Source organism: Pseudoxanthomonas sp. PXM03 (assembly GCF_014852005.1).
GTDB lineage: Bacteria > Pseudomonadota > Gammaproteobacteria > Xanthomonadales > Xanthomonadaceae > Pseudoxanthomonas_A.
In genome coordinates, this window is sequence record NZ_JACVAU010000002.1 from 307,221 (window position 1) to 323,312 (window position 16,092).

Sequence of the window (16,092 nt, forward strand, 5' to 3'; positions counted from 1 at the left end):
GCTCCGGCGTTCCTCTTTCGTAATACGCACTTTACGTCACCTTACTTGATCTGGATCCGCTTGCCCTGTCCCAGGGCATACACCTCGGGGGAGCGCTTGCGGGACGCGTCCGGTTTGCGGATCGCCACCTTGTCATAGCGGCGGCGAAGCTCGCGGATGTAGTCGTCGGAACCGGTGCCCTGGAACAGCTTGATCAGGAACGCCCCGCCCGGCTTCAGGTGGCTGTCGGCGAACTCCATGGCCAACTCCGCCAGATGCATCATCCGCGGCTGGTCGACCGCATCCACACCACTCTTATTGGGGGCCATATCCGACAGCACAAGGTCCACGGGAGCGCCGTCCAGCATGGCTTCCAACCGGGATAGGACGCTGTCTTCCCTGAAATCCCCATGAAGGAACTCCACCCCGGCCAGCGGCGGCATGTCGAGGATGTCCATCGCCACCACGCGGCCACTGTCGCCCAATGCCTGGCGGACGAACTGCGACCAGCCGCCCGGCGCGGCGCCCAGGTCGACGACGACCATGCCCGGCTTGAGCAGGCGGTCGCGCTCCAGCAGTTCTTCCAGCTTGTAGGCAGCCCGCGACCTCAGGCCCTCGGCCTGGGCCTTCTTCACGTAGGGATCGGAGAAGTGTTCCTTCAGCCAGCGCTGGCTGCTCTTGCTGCGGGTGGCCATGTCGGCGAGGTCTCCGGGCACGCTGCGACGGGAGCCGCCGGAGCCGTTCGTGGGGGTGGCCATGATACCCTGATCACCCTTTTGAACCCGTACCGTGCCGCATGCCTGTTGCCCTGACCGCTGCCCAGACCCGTTTCCTGCGCGGCCAGGCCCACGACCTGAAGGCGCTGCTGCAGATCGGCAACAAGGGTGTCACGCCGGCCTTCATCGCCGAGCTGGATGCCGTGCTTGAGCAGCACGAACTGGTCAAGGTGAAGGTCGCCGGCGAGGACCGCGACGCCCGCGACGCGATGATCGACGACCTAGCCGACAAGGCCGACGCCGCCCTGGTGCAGCGCATCGGCCACACGGCCGTGCTGTATCGGCCCAGCAAGGAACGCCGGCACATCGTGCTGCCGCGCGGCTGACCCCGGCGCGCAGGTCGCCCGCCATGCAACTGAACCACGAACTGCCCGACTACGCCTTCACCCTGCGGTCCGCCGACGGCCAGTCCGCCCGGGTGAACGACCGGACGCTGTCGGCCAGCTTCATCCTCTCGCCGCAGCAACTCGTCGAAGACTGGCCGGTACGCGACAGCGCTTTGCTTGCACCGGACGATCTGGCGCCGCTGCTGGCGCTGAAGCCGGAAGTAGTCCTGCTGGGCACCGGCGAGCGCCAGGTGTTCCCGCCTGCAGCGGTCATGGCCGCGTGCCTGAGCCTGGGCGTCGGCCTTGAGGTCATGACGAACGCCGCCGCCGCCCGCACGTTCAACGTGCTGGCCAGTGAATCGCGCAAGGTCGTGGCCGGGTTCCTGCTGGCGCCACGCTGACCACGTCATGGCGATGCGGCACCTGCTCCTGCTGCCCGCCATCCTGTTCGCCACCGCATGCAACCGGGCCCCACCGGATGCCGCGCAGCGCTACGACGATTGGCGGCAGGGCGGCGGCGCACAGAGCCTGACCGCTTACGAACGCATGCTGACCGACGCCGGTGTCGGTGATGTGGTGCCGATGCATGCGCTGCTGCGCTCCAGCCGCCGCTGGCGGACCTGCCAGGCGCCGGAATTCCTGTTGCCCCCTTCCGACCGCGCCGCCGCCATCGTGCCGACCCTGCGCGTGGTCGCGCAATTGCAGGCCTTGGGTATCGTCGAAGGCAGCAACGTGCGCTCCGGTTACCGGTCCGCCGCGCTGAACCGCTGTTCGGGAGGGAGCACGCGCAGCCGCCACCTCCTCAACAATGCACTGGACTTCGACCTTGCCGACGGCAGCCAAGCACGCGCCCTGTGCAAGTTCTGGCGCACGCGGGGTCCGTCACTGGCGATGGGACTGGGCTTCTACACGCCGACCAGGATCCACATCGATACGGCCGGGCACCGTACCTGGGGCAACGACCACCGGCGCGGAACCTCACTGTGTGTCACCGGTGCAGCGGGTCAGTCGGCCGCGCGGGCCAACCGTACCCGGACACCGTAGTGGTCGGACGGCCAGGCGCCCTTCGCGTCGGACTGGTCAAGGATGATGTCCGCGTCGACGACGCGGAACGCCTTGCGCTGGGCGAAGACATGATCGATGCGGATCGGTGGATGACCCAGGTGCGTGTTGAGCGTGGTGTGCACCGGCGTGTTGGTGTCCACGCCCGCGTGCGCCTCGGAGTAGGCTTCGAGGAAGCGCGCGCGCAGCGGCGCCAGTTCCGGCGTGTCCGAACGCGTGTTGAAGTCGCCGCCGATGATCGAGGGTGCGTCGCCGGCCGTCTCGTCGATCAGCGCGAGCACGCCCGCGATCTGTTCGGCACGTATCGCCCCGCCCTCCGGCTTGTAATGCAGATGGGTCACGTAGACGTTCAACGGCATCCCGTGCACCGTCGTCCGCACCCAACCCGCATTCCGGTAATCGTCGAGTGGCGCGAGCTTCACTTCACGCGACTGTTCGATCGCGCCCTTGACCAGGATGGCGTTGCCATAGCGCCGTGGCTGTTCCGGTGCGTCGGCCGAGAAGAACCGGTACCGGTAGCCGAGGCGTGAGGCCAGCACCTGCGCCTGGTTGGGCAGCGCGGCATCCTGCAGCACTTCCTGCAACACGATCACGTCCGGCGACAGCGCCTTCAACCCGGCGACGATCATGTCCTGGCGATGGGGCCAGTCCTGCTTGTCGTGCCACAGGTTGAGGGTGACCACGTCGACGGTCGACGCCGCCGGTGCGCTGCGTGGCCGCTGGCAGGCGACCAGGGCCACCACTGCCATCAGCCCCAACGCCATCAGGGCCCGCTTCCGCCATATCGACACGATCATCGGCACGATACTCAACGCGCCGGCAGATACTGCAGCGGATCGACCGGTTTGCCGTTGTGGCGGATCTCGAAGTGGAGCATCTCGCGCGATGCGCCGCTGCTGCCCATTTCCGCGATCTGCTGGCCGGCCTTGATGTTCTGGCCTTCATTCACCAGCCGCTTGCGGTTGTGGCCGTATGCGGACAGCCAGGCTTCGCTGTGCTTGATGATGATCAGTTCGCCATAGCCCACCAGGCCGGCGCCGGAGTACACCACCACGCCGTCCGCCGCCGCGCGCACCGCCTGGCCGCTGCTGCCTGCGATGTCGATGCCCTGCTTGGTGGCATCTCCTGCGACGAAACGTCCGATCAGATGGCCTTCCGCCGGCCAGCGCCACGAGAATCCGGCGTTAGCCGGCGCTGGCGTCGCGACAGGACGCGTGACCGGTGCGGGCGGTGTCGGGCGCGTGGTCGCGCCGGTGACGGGCTTGGGGGGCGTGGTCGTCGCGGTGGGCCGGCTGCCGGCGTTGCCGGGATACAGCTTCAGCGATTGCCCGGGGTAGATCGTGTAGGGCGGCGCGATGCCGTTCCAGCGCGCGAGGTCGTTGACATCGACCCCATTGCGGAATGCGATGCCGAACAGGGTATCGCCGCGCTGCACGCGCACCGTCGCGCCCGGCTTGGCCTGCGAAGGTTTGCGGGTCGATGACGAGGACGGCTCGCGTACCACCGTGGTCGAGCAGGCGCCCAGCATCGCCACGGCAAAGCCGATCAGGAGGACGCGCGTCATTCGATTGCGGGAGCGGAGCGTCGTGGTCATGCGTGGAGTCGTTTCCTCAAGGCGTGGCTTGGCGGCCTCAGCCGGTCAATCGCTGGAACAGTTCGCGCACCGCAACGCCGCCGCCGCCGATCAGTACGCTGAAGTAGACGATCGTGCCGATGTTGGCCAGATGGCCCAGCAGGATCGCACCCCCGTCGCGCTGGATGAAACCGATGGCGTACAGCAACAGCGCCAAGGCTGGCAGGGTATTGCTGAATGGCACGAATCCGAACGGCGCCATCAACAGCAGTGCCGCCAGGATGAAAGCAAGATTGTTGAGCGTCCCCTGCCCCGCACCGTCGACGAAGAAGCGCAGGCGACGCGGCCTGCTGATCTTCTCCATCCTGCGGACCCATACGAGTCCGCCAATCAGGCCAGGACGCAGGCGATCGGCCGGCAATGCCTTGTCCTTCACGCGCGCCGGCAGCCATAGCGGTCGGTTGATCAACCGGCTTACCCCGACCAGCAGGATGGCCGCGCCGAACACGGTGCTGACGCCCGGGATCGACACCGGGATCAGGAACACAAGCGTCAGCAGGATGGTCAGCAACAGCAGCCCTTCGTCGCTGAAGACATCCAGCAGTTCGCCCAGGCTCAACGTGTCCGGCGGAAGGCGCTCGATGATGTCCGCCAGTTGCTCGCCCAGCGAAGCCGCCTGATCGAGCGCATCTGCGTCGTGTTGCGGATCCGTCACGCCGCTCAATCCAGGGTTCCCGACAGCAGCGGCACGAAGACCACGGGGGCCAGCGTGGTTTCTTCCACGCTGCCATCCGGGCGCTTCAGCAGGCGCACCAGGGATTGCGAACCACTGCCGCCGACCGGTGCGACAAGTTGCCCGCCCACCGCGAGTTGTTCCACCAGCACCGGCACCAGCGCGGGAGCGGCGGCGGTCACGATGATCGCATCGTACGGACCGTGTTCGACCCAACCGATGCGGCCATCGTCGTGCTTGCTGCGCACGTTCATGCCCAGCTGGCGCAGGCGCTTGCGCGCTTGCCGCAGCAGGTCGCCGATGCGTTCGACGGTATGCACTTCGAGCCCGAGCATGGCGAGCACTGCGGCCTGGTAACCCGACCCCGTGCCGATCTCCAGCACCTTCTTCGGCGAGGTCTCCAGCAGCACTTCGGTCATCCTCGCCACCACCCAGGGCTGGGAAATGGTCTGGCTGTGGCCGATCGGCAGCGCCGTGTCCTCGTAGGCGCGCGTTGCCAGCGCCTCATCGACGAACAGGTGACGCGGCAGCGTGCGGATGACATTGAGCACGCGCTCGTCGGTGATGCCGGACTCGCGCAGGCGGTCCACCAGGCGATCGCGCACGCGCTGGGACGTCATGCCCATGCCGACGGCCTCGGGCTGCAGACGCAACCGCGGCGTCATGGGGCGTCCTCGAGCGCGGCAGTCAATCCACCCACCCAGCCGGCGACCTTCTCCAGCGCCTGGTAGCGCGTCAGATCGACGTGGATCGGCGTGATGGAAATATGGCCGGTACGCACGGCATGGAAATCGGTGCCGGGGCCTGCATCCTGCTCGCGCCCCGCGGGACCGATCCAGTACACGGTATGGCCGCGCGGGTCAGGCTGCGGCACGCAGGGCTCGGAGCGGTGGCGGTTACCGAGGCGGGTGACCTCGAAGCCCCGCAGGTCGGACCAGGCCAGGTCGGGGACGTTGACGTTGAGGATGGTGTCAGCCGGCAACGGATCGGACTTCAGCCGGGCCACGATCTCGACTGCGGCGCGCGCGGCGGTTTCGTAGTGCTTCGCATCGTGGTTCCGGGTGACCAGCGACATCGCCACCGCCGGCAAGCCGAGGAAGCGGCCTTCCATCGCCGCCGACACCGTGCCGGAGTAGATGACGTCGTCGCCCAGGTTGGCCGTGTTGTTGATGCCCGACACCACGATGTCGGGCTCGAACTCCAGCATCCCGGTCAACGCCAGGTGCACGCAGTCCGTCGGCGTGCCAGCCACGCTGCAGGTGTAGTGATCGATGCGCTTGAGCCGGATCGGCAGGTCCAGCGTCAGCGAATTGCTGGCGCCCGAGCGGTCGCGGTCGGGGGCGACCACGTACACTTCGTGGCCCGCGCTGCGCAGGCCTTCTGCCAGGATTCGGATGCCGGGGGCGTCAACGCCGTCGTCGTTGCTGACCAGTACGCGCATGGGTTTCCTCGGGGACGGCCCCATGATACCGGAACCACGCCGCAGCTTCCCGCGCTTGCGTCACGTGCCGATGCCGCTACGCTGGCGACATGTCCCGCCCCACGCCTCCCGACGACGATGACGCCGCGCTGTTCCGCGATGCGATCGGCGAAGTGCGACGGCTGCAGGAAGCGCCGCCACCGCCACGCAAGGCGCCGCCGAAGCCTTCGGCGCGCATGGCCGATCGCGACGAGCACGAAGCGCTTGGCGAGTTCCAGCGGGGCATGGAATCCCTGGATGTACGCGCCGCCGGTGATGTATTGAGCTACCGCCGCGAGGTGCTTTCGCCGCGCGCCTTCCAGCGCCTCAAGCGTGGGCAGTTCTCGGTACAGGACGAGCTGGACCTGCATGGCGCCACCGCGCTGCAGGCGGAGGGACTGCTACGCCGGTTCTTCGCGGAAGCGCATGCGCATGACCATGGCTGCGTGCGCGTGATCCATGGCAAGGGCCAGCGCTCCGAAGGTGATGCACCGGTATTGAAGAATCTCGTGGACCGGGTATTGCGCCAGCGCGCGGACGTGCTGGCGTTCCATTCGGCACCGCCCACGCAGGGCGGCACGGGCGCGGTCCTGGTATTGCTGGCACGAAGCCGCAGCTGATCAGGACGCCCCTGCCGCCGTTCCGACAGGCATGGGCGTCGACCACTCTGGGGCCAGACTCACTGCTTGTTGGCAGTGCTGTCCTCTATCCGCGGGGGATTCACCCACGTCAGGTGGATGCCACGACGCTTGGCGATCCGCTCGACATAGGCGATGTACTGCTGCTCGGCGGTCAATTGACGCTGGGCGGGCGGCGGCGAACTGGCGGTTCCACGCGTACTGGCGCATGCGGCCAGCAAGGCGCAGACGGACAACACAACTGCAAGGCGAAGCATGGTGTTCATGGCGACCCTCCGGCGTGTGGAAAGAACCTGTGGGGCGCCCTCCAGCGGTCTGCAGCCGGCACGTCGCTGGCGACGCCTGTTTCCGCTTATACGCCTGCTGGACGGCGCTTCCAGTGTCTTCAGTCGCGTTCCGACGGACGGTCTTGCGGCTGCGACGCATCCCGCGTCGAACCCAGTTCGTGGAGCACCGCCGTCGCGTAACTCCCCGGCGGCAAGGCGAATGCCAACCGCAGCACATCGGTCGACAGCCATTGCCAGGCCAGCCCGTCGGGCCGCAATCGCAACGCGCGCCGCTCCTGCTTCAGCCCTTCGCGCTCCAGCCCGGCCCGCATCGCGGCCGCATCGTCCCCCTGCAGCGCGCGCTCCTCGCAAAGGCGCGCCGCAGCCTGCACACGCGGCTCTCCCTGGCCCCACAACGGACCGGAGGGATGGATGTCGAAACCGGCCAGCCGCTCTGCCAGCGCATCGCTCCAGGGTTCCGGCCCGAACACACTGCGGCTGCCCGCGAGCGTCCAGACTTCGCCCTCCAGCCCCCGATTCCAGCTGCCATCGGCGATCCGGGCCGCCAGCACCCGGTTGAACAAGGCGGAACGCGCCGCCGACAGCAGTATCGAGCGTTGTTCGCGACGCACCCGCCGACCCGCGAACATCGTCAATGCAGCCGCGACATTGCCGCCGTCGCGACCGAATCGCTGTTCGCCGAACCAGTTCGGGAGGCCATGCAGGGCGATGTCGCGCAATCGCGCCTCGATGGCCCCGGCATCGCCGACGACATCGCGCAGCACCAGCTCGAAGCGATTGCCCGCCAAGGCTCCGCGCGGGAGCTTGCGCGAATGCCAGGTCGACTCGATCACCGTCAGATCATCGGAGGCAAGAGCCGCCAGATCAGGGGCCGTCTTGCGCGGCAGGTGCACGCTGAAACGCTGTCGCGTGATCGCGTGCCGGTCCTTCAGGCCCGCATACCCCACGCCCATCTCCGCGATGCCCGCCCATGCGGCGATGCGCTTGGCCGCGAACTGGGTGTTCATGCCGCGCTTCTCGACGGTCAGCAGCAGGTGCTCACCCTCGCCGGAGGGCGCGAAGCCGGGCAATTCCTCCACGAAGAAGTCTTCCGGCGCGTTGCGCACGGTCGCGCACAGCACGGATGCGCCGAACGCACGGGGCAGCTCTTCGCTCACGCCTTCACCAGCAACACGACCGCCTGCGCCGCGATGCCCTCGCCGCGACCGGTGAACCCCAGCTTCTCGGTGGTGGTGGCCTTGATGCTGATGGCATCGGTATCGATGCCCAGGTCTTCCGCCACGCATGCCCGCATCTCACCGGCATGTGGGCCGACCTTCGGCCGCTCGCAGATCACGGTGACGTCGGCGTTGCCGACGCGCCAGCCCCGCTCGCCGATCAGGGCGTTGCAATGGCGTACGAATGCGCGGCTGTCCGCCCCTTTCCAGTGGTCATCCGACGGCGGGAAGTGCAGGCCGATATCGCCCAGCGCCAGCGCGCCCAGCATGGCATCGCACAGCGCATGCAGCACCACATCGCCATCGCTGTGCGCGAGCACGCCGCGTTCATGAGGCACGCGCACGCCCCCGAGCATGACATGGTCGCCGTCGCCGAAGGCGTGCACATCGAAGCCCTGCCCGATGCGGATGTTCAGTGAGTCGGACATGTCGTTCCCGGTTCGGCGTCAGCGGTCGCGTTGCGCCAGTTCGTAGGCGAACCGCGCCAGATCCGCCGGCGTGGTGATCTTGAAATTGCTTTCGGAGCCTTCCACCAGCAACGGCCGCAGGCCCAAGCGCTCCATCGCCATCGCTTCGTCGGTGACTTCCACACCGTCGGCCGTGGCGGCCTCCAGCGCACGGGTCAGCTGCAGGCGGCGGAACAACTGCGGAGTGAAGGCACGCCACAGCCGCTCGCGCGGCTCGGTGGCGTCGATGCCGCCATCGTCTCCCGCACGCTTCAACGTGTCGCGCACGGGGGCGGCGAGGATGGCGCCGACCGGATCGTTGCGGCCGCGCTCCAGTAGCTGCGACAGGTCTGCGAGCGACAGGTTCGGACGCGCGGCGTCGTGTACCAGCACGAAGTCATCCGCGCGCACATCGCCCGGCAGCGACTGCAGGCCGGCCAACACGGACGCCGCACGGCTCGTACCCCCGATACAGGGGCGCACCGGTTTGCCCGCGAACTCGGTCCAGCGCGGCCAGTCCCGGTCGTTCTCGGAGACCGGCACCACCGCACCCTCCACCGCGTCATGCGCGAACAGGGCCGCCAGCGTATGCGCAATCAGGGGCGCGCCATCGACAACGAGATACTGCTTGGGAAGCTCGCCGCCGAAGCGCGTACCGCGTCCGGCGGCAGGCACGACGGCCCAGATGCGGGCCATCAGGGAACGGGCTCCGCGACATCACCGTCGCTTCCCGCCTCGTCACTGGTCGCGACCGGTGTCGGCGCCGCCGGTTCGACCACGCGGTAGAACTTCTCGCCCGGCTTGATCATGCCCAGTTCGCTGCGCGCGCGCTCCTCCACCGCCGACTCGCCGGACTTCAGGTCCTCGACTTCGGCGGCGAGCGCGTCGTTGCGCTCCTGAAGACCGGCGTTTTCGCGCTTCTGCGCCTCGACCTGCTGCTCCAGCGCGACGACCTGGCCGGAACTGCCCACGCCGAACCAGAACTTGTACTGCAGCCATCCCAGCAGCAGTACGAGCACCAGCAGCAACCAGGGCGCCTTGCGCATGGATTACTTCTTCAGCGACACGAAGGCGTTTCGACCGGCATAGCGCGCCTTGCCGCCCAGCGCTTCTTCGATGCGCAGCAGCTGGTTGTACTTGGCCACGCGGTCGCTGCGGCACAGCGAACCGGTCTTGATCTGCGTGGCCGTGGTGGCCACCGCGATGTCGGCGATGGTGGTGTCCTCGGTTTCGCCGGAGCGGTGCGAGACAACCGACGCGTAGTTGGCGTGGTGCGCCATCGCGATGGCTTCCAGCGTTTCGCTGAGCGTGCCGATCTGGTTGACCTTGATCAGGATGGCGTTGGCGGTGCCGGACTCGATGCCTTCCTTGAAGATCTTCGGGTTGGTGACGAACAGGTCGTCGCCGACCAGCTGCACTTTCTTGCCGATCCGGTCGGTCAGCAGCTTCCAGCCCGCCCAGTCGTCTTCGGCCAGGCCATCCTCGATGGTGATGATGGGGTATTGCGCGGCCCAGTCGGCGAGGAAGTCGACGAACTGCTCGCTGGTCAGGCGCTTGTTCTCGCCCACCAGGTGGTACTTGCCGTTGTCGAAGAATTCGCTGGAGGCCACGTCCAGGCCCAGCAGCACGTCTTCGCCAGCGGTGTAGCCGGCCTTGCCGATCGCCTCGAGGATGGTGTCCAGCGCTTCCACGTTGCTGCGGAAGTCGGGTGCGAAGCCGCCTTCGTCGCCAACCGCCGTGCTCAGGCCGTGGCCCTTCAGCACCGACTTCAGCGAGTGGAAGATCTCGGTGCCGGCACGCAGCGATTCGGCGAACGAATCGAAACCGACCGGCAGCACCATGAACTCCTGGAAGTCCACGTTGTTGTCAGCATGCGCACCGCCGTTGATGATGTTCATCATCGGCACCGGCAGGGTGACGTCGTTGCCGTTGGCCAGGTGCTGCCACAGCGGGATCTTCTTCGACGCCGCCACCGCATGCGCGTTGGCCAGCGACACACCCAGCAGCGCATTCGCGCCCAGGCGGCCCTTGTTCTCGGTTCCGTCCAGATCGATCAGGCGACGGTCCAGGCCTTCCTGGTCGGTGGCGTCGAACCCATGCAGCGCGTTGGCGATGGGGCCATTGACGTTCTCCACCGCCTTGCGGACGCCCTTGCCCAGGTAACGCGTCTTGTCGCCATCACGCAATTCGACCGCTTCCTTGGTGCCGGTCGAGGCGCCGGACGGCACCATCGCGCGACCGAAGGAACCGTCGTCCAGCGTGACCTCGGCTTCGAGGGTGGGATTGCCGCGGGAATCGAGGATTTCGCGGGCGTGGATCTTGGCGATCTGGGTCATCGTGTCGTGTGCTCAGCTCAGAGAGTGGATTCGAGGAAACCGTTCTTCTTGGTGATGCCGTCCAGCGCCAGCAGGGTTTCCAGCAGCGCTTCCATCTTGTCCAGCGGCCAGGCATTCGGCCCATCGGACAGGGCCTTGGCCGGGTCCGGGTGGGTTTCGGCGAACAGGCCCGCCACGCCCACGGCAACCGCCGCACGTGCCAGCACCGGTACGAATTCGCGCTGACCGCCCGAACTGGTGCCCTGCCCACCCGGCAACTGCACCGAATGCGTCGCATCGAACACCACCGGGCAACCGGTATCGCGCATCACGCTCAGCGAGCGCATGTCGCTGACAAGGTTGTTGTAGCCGAAGGACGCGCCGCGCTCACAGACCATGATGTCGTGGTTGCCGGTGGACTTGGCCTTGTCGACGACCGGCTTCATGTCCCAGGGCGACAGGAACTGGCCCTTCTTGATATTCACCGGCTTGCCCGCCGAGCAGACCTTCCTGATGAAGTCCGTCTGGCGCACGAGGAAAGCCGGTGTCTGCAGCACGTCGACGACGGCGGCGACCTCATCCATCGGCGTGTATTCGTGCACGTCGGTGAGTACCGGCACGCCGACCTGCTTCTTCACCGCGTCCAGCACCTTCAGGCCCTCTTCCATACCCGGACCGCGGAAGCTGGTGCCGGAGGTGCGATTGGCCTTGTCGAAGCTGGACTTGAAGATGAAGTTCATCCCCAGCTTGCCGGTGATTTCCTTCAGGCGTCCGGCTACGTCGATCTGCAACTGCATCGACTCGATCACGCACGGACCGGCGATCAGGAAAAGGGGCTGGTCCAGGCCGACGTCAAAACCACAGAGTTTCATGCATTCACCTTTGGTCAGAACCCCTCTCCCACCGGGAGAGGGGTTGGGGTGAGGGTACGGCGGAATCAGCAAGGCTGGAACATCCCGGACTTCGCCGTACCCTCATCCGCCCCTTCGGGGCACCTTCTCCCGGAGGGAGAAGGAACAAGCCTTCAAGCCCGCGCTTCCTTCAACAGCTTGCCGCCGGCCTTCTTCTCGCGCGCGGCGCGGATGAAACCGACGAACAGCGGATGGCCATCGCGCGGCGTGGACAGGAACTCCGGGTGCGCCTGGCAGGCCAGGAACCACGGGTGCACGCTGCGCGGCAGTTCCACCATCTCCACCAGCAGGTCGTCCATGGATTTGGCGGCGACAACCAGGCCGGCGTCTTCCAGCTGCGTGCGGTAGCGGTTGTTGAACTCGTAACGGTGGCGATGGCGCTCGGCCACCACGTCCTTGCCGTAGAGCTCGCGCGCCAGCGTGCCGGGCTTCAGGCGCTGCTCCTGCAGGCCCAGGCGCATGGTGCCGCCCAGGTCGGAGCGTTCGTCGCGCTTCTCCACGTCACCCGTCGCAGTGCGCCATTCGGTGATCAGACCGATCACGGGGTGCGGCGACTGCTTGTCGTTCTCGGTACTGTTGGCGTCCGTCAGGCCGGCCACATGGCGTGCGTAATCCACGACCGCCGCCTGCATGCCATAGCAGATACCGAAGTACGGGAGCTTCTGCTCGCGCGCGAAGCGCGAGGTCAGCACCTTGCCTTCGAAACCCCGGTCGCCGAAACCGCCCGGCACCAGGATGCCGTCCACGCCCCGTAGCAGGGCCATGTCAGTGCCTTCCAGTTCCTGCGCTTCGATCCACTTGAGGTTGACGCGCGTGCGCTGGCGCAGGCCGCCATGCTTGAGCGCCTCGCCCACGGACTTGTAGGCATCCTGGTGGTCGACGTACTTGCCGACCACGGCGATGGTCACTTCGTCCAGCGGATTGAGCGTGGCATCGACCGCCGCTTCCCACTCGGACAGGTCCGCCGCCTTCGTGTTGTCGATGCGGAACTGGCGCAGGACGATCTCGTCCAGGCCCTGCCCGTGCAACCCCATCGGAATGCGGTAGAGCACGTCCACGTCCGGCACACTGATGACGGCGCGTTCGGGCACGTTGGTGAACAGCGAGATCTTGCGGCGCTCGGAGTCCGGGATCGGCTGCTCCGACCGGCACAGCAACACATCGGGCTGGATGCCGATCGACCGCAGTTCCTTCACCGAATGCTGCGTGGGCTTGGTCTTCAGCTCGCCCGCGGCCGCCACGTACGGCACCAGCGTCAGGTGCATGAAGAGGGCCTTCTCGGGGCCGCGCTCGGTGCGGATCTGGCGGATCGCTTCCAGGAACGGCAGCGATTCGATGTCGCCGACCGTGCCACCGATCTCCACCAGCGCCACGTCGAAGCCTTCGGTGGCCTCGTCGATGCAGCGGCGGATCTCGTCGGTGATGTGCGGAATCACCTGCACCGTGGCGCCCAGGTAGTCGCCGCGACGCTCCTTGCGGATCACGTTCTCGTAGATCCGGCCGGTGGTGACCGAGTTCTTGCGACTCAGGCGGGTGCGCACGAAGCGCTCATAGTGGCCCAGGTCCAGATCGGTCTCGGCGCCGTCATCGGTGACGTACACCTCGCCGTGCTGGAACGGGCTCATGGTGCCCGGGTCGACGTTGATATAGGGGTCCAGCTTCATCATCGTGACCTTCAGGCCACGTGCTTCAAGAATGGACGCAAGCGAAGCGGCGGCGATGCCCTTGCCTAGCGAGGACACAACGCCGCCGGTAACGAAAATCAGGGGAGTCATGGGCGGGGCTCCGGAAAGCCATAGTCTACAGGCAACAGGTGTCGCCCGGAAGCGCGACGCCCCGCCGGAGCGGGGCGTCTGCCATCAGTGATGAGCCACGAAACCCTTGCGACGCAAGGGTTTCGACGGATCTGCGAAAGGTCAGGGCTTGCGCTCTTCCTCTTCCTCGCCCGCCTTCTTCTGTTGGCCCTCGGCGGCCTTGCGCTTGGCTGCGGCCTCGTTGGCGGCACGGCGGCGCGCCTTGGCGTCGGGGTCGGACGGATCACTGGTCTGGGACTGGTCCTGCTTCGGCTTGTCGGCATCGGCGCCCGCCTTGGACTGGGCGAACGCATGGACCGCGAACAGCGCGCCGGCGACGGCGGCGGAGAGCAGCAACAGGTTGCGCGACTTCATGGGAATGCTCCTCGTGGGATGGCGGGAATCTGGGGGCACCGGATGGCGCCCGCAAGGGCTTCCATGTCCACGCCGCAAGCGTACTGCGCCCTGCCCGGCCCTCGACTGAACATGGCAAAAAAGCCGCACTGGCCGCACACTGCCGCCCGGTCCGGGATTCCGGACGGGAACAGGGCGCGTCGCGTGGCCTGCGACGACCTTCGGGTCGACTGTCCCCACCATCACGTCATCCTGCGGCGTCCATGGCGCCGCGCCGCCGCACCGAGAACCTGAAAAACCCCATGAGCAGCCGCTACAACGCCGCCGACATCGAAGTCCTCTCCGGCCTTGACCCCGTCAAGCGCCGCCCAGGCATGTACACGGACACTTCGCGCCCGAACCATCTGGCGCAGGAAGTCATCGACAACGCAGTGGACGAGGCGCTGGCCGGACACGCCGGCAGCATCGAAGTCACGCTGTTCAAGGATGGCAGCTGCGAAGTCAGCGACGACGGTCGCGGCATGCCGGTGGACATCCATCCCGAAGAGAAGATCCCGGGCGTGGAACTGATCCTCACCCGGCTACATGCGGGCGGCAAGTTCAGCAACAAGAACTACACCTTCTCCGGCGGCCTGCATGGCGTGGGTGTCAGCGTGGTCAACGCGCTGTCCACCCTGGTGGAAGTGCACATCAAGCGCGACGGCAGCGAGCACCGCATCACCTTCCGCAACGGCGACCGCGCCTCGCCGCTGGAAGTCGTCGGCAGCGTGGGCAAGAAGAACACCGGCACCCGCGTGCGCTTCTGGGCCGATCCCAAGTATTTCGACACGCCCAAATTCAACGTGCGCGCGCTCAAGCACCTGCTGCGCGCCAAGGCGGTGCTCTGCCCCGGCCTGAATGTCACCCTGTTCGACGAAGCCAGCGGCGAGCGCGACAGCTGGCACTACGAGGACGGCCTGCGCGATTACCTGCGGGGCGAAATGGCGGGCCGCGAACTGCTGCCGCCGGACATCTTCGTCGGCCAGTTGAAGAAGGACAGCGAGGTCGTCGACTGGGCCGTGGCCTGGGTGCCGGAAGGTGAACTGGTGCAGGAAAGCTACGTCAACCTGATCCCCACTGCGCAGCACGGCACGCATGTGAACGGCCTGCGCAGCGGCCTGACCGATGCGTTGCGCGAATTCTGCGATTTCCGCAACCTGCTGCCGCGCGGCGTGAAACTGGCGCCGGAAGATGTGTGGGACCGCGTGGCCTTCGTGCTGTCGCTGAAGATGACCGATCCGCAGTTCAGCGGCCAGACCAAGGAACGCCTGTCGTCGCGCCAGGCCGCCGGCTTCATCGAAGGCGCCGCCCACGATGCCTTCAGCCTGTGGCTGAACCAGCACGTTGAGCTGGGCGAGAAGATCGCGCAGATCGCCATCGAGCGCGCCAGTGCGCGCCTGAAGACCGAGAAGCAGGTCATCCGCAAGAAGGTCACCCAGGGCCCCGCCCTGCCCGGCAAGTTGGCCGACTGCATCAGCCAGGACCTGTCGCGCACGGAGCTGTTCCTGGTGGAAGGCGACTCCGCAGGCGGCAGCGCCAAGCAGGCGCGCGACAAGGATTTCCAGGCCATCCTGCCGTTGCGCGGCAAGATCCTGAACACCTGGGAAGTCGCCAGCACGTCGGTGCTCGCTTCCGACGAAGTGCACAACCTCGCCATCGCCATCGGCTGCGATCCCGGCAAGGACGACATCAGCGGGCTGCGCTACGGCAAGGTCGTGATCCTGGCCGACGCCGACTCCGACGGCCTCCACATCGCCACGCTCCTGGCCGCCCTGTTCCTGCGCCATTTCCCGGCGCTGGTGCAGGCAGGCCACGTGTTCGTCGCCATGCCGCCGCTGTTCCGCGTGGATGTGGGCAAACAGGTGTTCTATGCGCTGGACGAGGAAGAGAAGCGCCTGCTGCTGGAGAAGATCGAGCGCGAAAAGATCCGTGGCCAGGTCAACACGACCCGCTTCAAGGGGCTCGGCGAAATGAACCCCGCCCAGTTGCGCGAATCCACCATCCACCCCGATACGCGGCGGCTCGTGCAGCTGACCGTGGACGACAGCTTGCAGACGCACGGCCTGATGGACATGCTGCTGGCCAAGAAGCGTGCGGGCGACCGCAAGACGTGGCTGGAAGCGAAGGGCGACCTGGCGTCCCTGGAAGTCTGATCGCGACTGTTTGTTGCACGGGGACCGTTAC

The 16,092-nt window shown here is 66.8% G+C and carries 20 protein-coding genes; 5 read left to right on the forward strand and 15 right to left on the reverse strand.

All coding sequences use genetic code 11. The features are described from left to right. Positions 1-41: 41 nt before the first annotated feature. On the reverse strand, positions 42-674 hold the full coding sequence (gene rlmE, locus IB223_RS10175) for a 23S rRNA (uridine(2552)-2'-O)-methyltransferase RlmE (RefSeq protein ID WP_192202383.1): 633 nt from the start codon (positions 672-674) through the stop codon (positions 42-44). Between the two features lie 101 nt (positions 675-775). On the opposite strand from rlmE, the gene yhbY reads away from it, so the two are divergent. From yhbY to IB223_RS10190, 3 genes are read left to right on the forward strand one after another with little or no spacing between them, the layout of a single operon-like run. Further along, positions 776-1,081 (forward strand): ribosome assembly RNA-binding protein YhbY, encoded by a 306-nt coding sequence (gene yhbY / locus IB223_RS10180; protein ID WP_192201551.1) that lies wholly within the window; start codon positions 776-778, stop codon positions 1,079-1,081. A gap of 23 nt (positions 1,082-1,104) precedes the next feature. Continuing rightward, positions 1,105-1,482: an Mth938-like domain-containing protein gene (locus IB223_RS10185; protein ID WP_192201552.1), complete on the forward strand. Its 378-nt coding sequence runs from the start codon at positions 1,105-1,107 to the stop codon at positions 1,480-1,482. A gap of 13 nt (positions 1,483-1,495) precedes the next feature. Further along, positions 1,496-2,125, forward strand: coding sequence for a D-Ala-D-Ala carboxypeptidase family metallohydrolase (locus IB223_RS10190; protein WP_192201553.1), 630 nt, complete (start codon positions 1,496-1,498; stop codon positions 2,123-2,125). Here the strand turns inward: IB223_RS10190 and IB223_RS10195 are convergent. From IB223_RS10195 to surE, 5 genes are all read right to left on the reverse strand, one after another. Further along, a complete protein-coding gene (locus IB223_RS10195) occupies positions 2,086-2,907 on the reverse strand; it encodes an endonuclease/exonuclease/phosphatase family protein (RefSeq protein ID WP_192201554.1) in 822 nt (273 codons plus the stop codon). The genes IB223_RS10190 and IB223_RS10195 overlap by 40 nt on opposite strands. Before the next feature lie 44 nt (positions 2,908-2,951). Next, entirely contained in the window at positions 2,952-3,707 is a 756-nt protein-coding gene (locus tag IB223_RS10200; RefSeq protein ID WP_225591066.1) for a peptidoglycan DD-metalloendopeptidase family protein, read from the reverse strand. A gap of 67 nt (positions 3,708-3,774) precedes the next feature. After that, a complete protein-coding gene (locus tag IB223_RS10205) occupies positions 3,775-4,431 on the reverse strand; it encodes an exopolysaccharide biosynthesis protein (protein WP_192201556.1) in 657 nt (218 codons plus the stop codon). A gap of 5 nt (positions 4,432-4,436) precedes the next feature. Beyond that, entirely contained in the window at positions 4,437-5,114 is a 678-nt protein-coding gene (locus IB223_RS10210) for a protein-L-isoaspartate(D-aspartate) O-methyltransferase (protein ID WP_192201557.1), read from the reverse strand. Beyond that, complete coding sequence (gene surE, locus IB223_RS10215) at positions 5,111-5,890, reverse strand: 5'/3'-nucleotidase SurE (protein WP_192201558.1); 780 nt, start codon at positions 5,888-5,890, stop codon at positions 5,111-5,113. The genes IB223_RS10210 and surE overlap by 4 nt, the downstream gene beginning before the upstream one ends. 89 nt (positions 5,891-5,979) lie before the next feature. Between surE and IB223_RS10220 the strand changes: the two genes are divergently transcribed. Next, positions 5,980-6,528 (forward strand): Smr/MutS family protein, encoded by a 549-nt coding sequence (locus tag IB223_RS10220; protein ID WP_192201559.1) that lies wholly within the window; start codon positions 5,980-5,982, stop codon positions 6,526-6,528. A gap of 59 nt (positions 6,529-6,587) precedes the next feature. Here the strand turns inward: IB223_RS10220 and IB223_RS10225 are convergent, their stop codons facing one another. The 9 genes from IB223_RS10225 to IB223_RS10265 all read right to left on the reverse strand — a co-directional run bounded on the left by IB223_RS10225 (position 6,588) and on the right by IB223_RS10265 (position 13,890). After that, a complete protein-coding gene (locus IB223_RS10225; protein WP_192201560.1) occupies positions 6,588-6,812 on the reverse strand; it encodes a hypothetical protein in 225 nt (74 codons plus the stop codon). Positions 6,813-6,931: 119 nt separating this feature from the next. Further along, positions 6,932-7,990 carry a tRNA pseudouridine(13) synthase TruD gene (truD, locus tag IB223_RS10230; protein WP_192201561.1) on the reverse strand — a complete coding sequence of 353 codons (1,059 nt, stop codon included), beginning with the start codon at positions 7,988-7,990 and terminating at the stop codon, positions 6,932-6,934. Then, the gene (gene ispF / locus IB223_RS10235; RefSeq protein WP_192201562.1) at positions 7,987-8,478 is read right to left on the reverse strand and encodes a 2-C-methyl-D-erythritol 2,4-cyclodiphosphate synthase; all 492 of its coding nucleotides are present in this window, start codon (positions 8,476-8,478) and stop codon (positions 7,987-7,989) included. The genes truD and ispF overlap by 4 nt, the downstream gene beginning before the upstream one ends. Positions 8,479-8,496: 18 nt before the next feature. Then, a complete protein-coding gene (ispD, locus tag IB223_RS10240) occupies positions 8,497-9,195 on the reverse strand; it encodes a 2-C-methyl-D-erythritol 4-phosphate cytidylyltransferase (RefSeq protein ID WP_192202384.1) in 699 nt (232 codons plus the stop codon). Continuing rightward, complete coding sequence (ftsB, locus tag IB223_RS10245) at positions 9,192-9,542, reverse strand: cell division protein FtsB (RefSeq protein WP_192201563.1); 351 nt, start codon at positions 9,540-9,542, stop codon at positions 9,192-9,194. The genes ispD and ftsB overlap by 4 nt, the downstream gene beginning before the upstream one ends. Before the next feature lie 3 nt (positions 9,543-9,545). Then, positions 9,546-10,832, reverse strand: coding sequence for a phosphopyruvate hydratase (gene eno, locus IB223_RS10250; protein ID WP_192201564.1), 1,287 nt, complete (start codon positions 10,830-10,832; stop codon positions 9,546-9,548). A 17-nt stretch (positions 10,833-10,849) separates the two neighbouring features. Further along, a complete protein-coding gene (gene kdsA, locus IB223_RS10255; RefSeq protein ID WP_192201565.1) occupies positions 10,850-11,683 on the reverse strand; it encodes a 3-deoxy-8-phosphooctulonate synthase in 834 nt (277 codons plus the stop codon). A 152-nt stretch (positions 11,684-11,835) separates the two neighbouring features. Beyond that, a complete protein-coding gene (locus IB223_RS10260) occupies positions 11,836-13,497 on the reverse strand; it encodes a CTP synthase (RefSeq protein ID WP_192201566.1) in 1,662 nt (553 codons plus the stop codon). Between the two features lie 141 nt (positions 13,498-13,638). Beyond that, positions 13,639-13,890 carry a hypothetical protein gene (locus tag IB223_RS10265; protein ID WP_192201567.1) on the reverse strand — a complete coding sequence of 84 codons (252 nt, stop codon included), beginning with the start codon at positions 13,888-13,890 and terminating at the stop codon, positions 13,639-13,641. Positions 13,891-14,171: 281 nt separating this feature from the next. Here IB223_RS10265 and parE point away from each other — a divergent pair, with 281 nt between their 5' ends. Beyond that, positions 14,172-16,061, forward strand: coding sequence for a DNA topoisomerase IV subunit B (parE, locus tag IB223_RS10270; protein ID WP_192201568.1), 1,890 nt, complete (start codon positions 14,172-14,174; stop codon positions 16,059-16,061). The last annotated feature ends 31 nt before the right edge of the window (positions 16,062-16,092 follow it).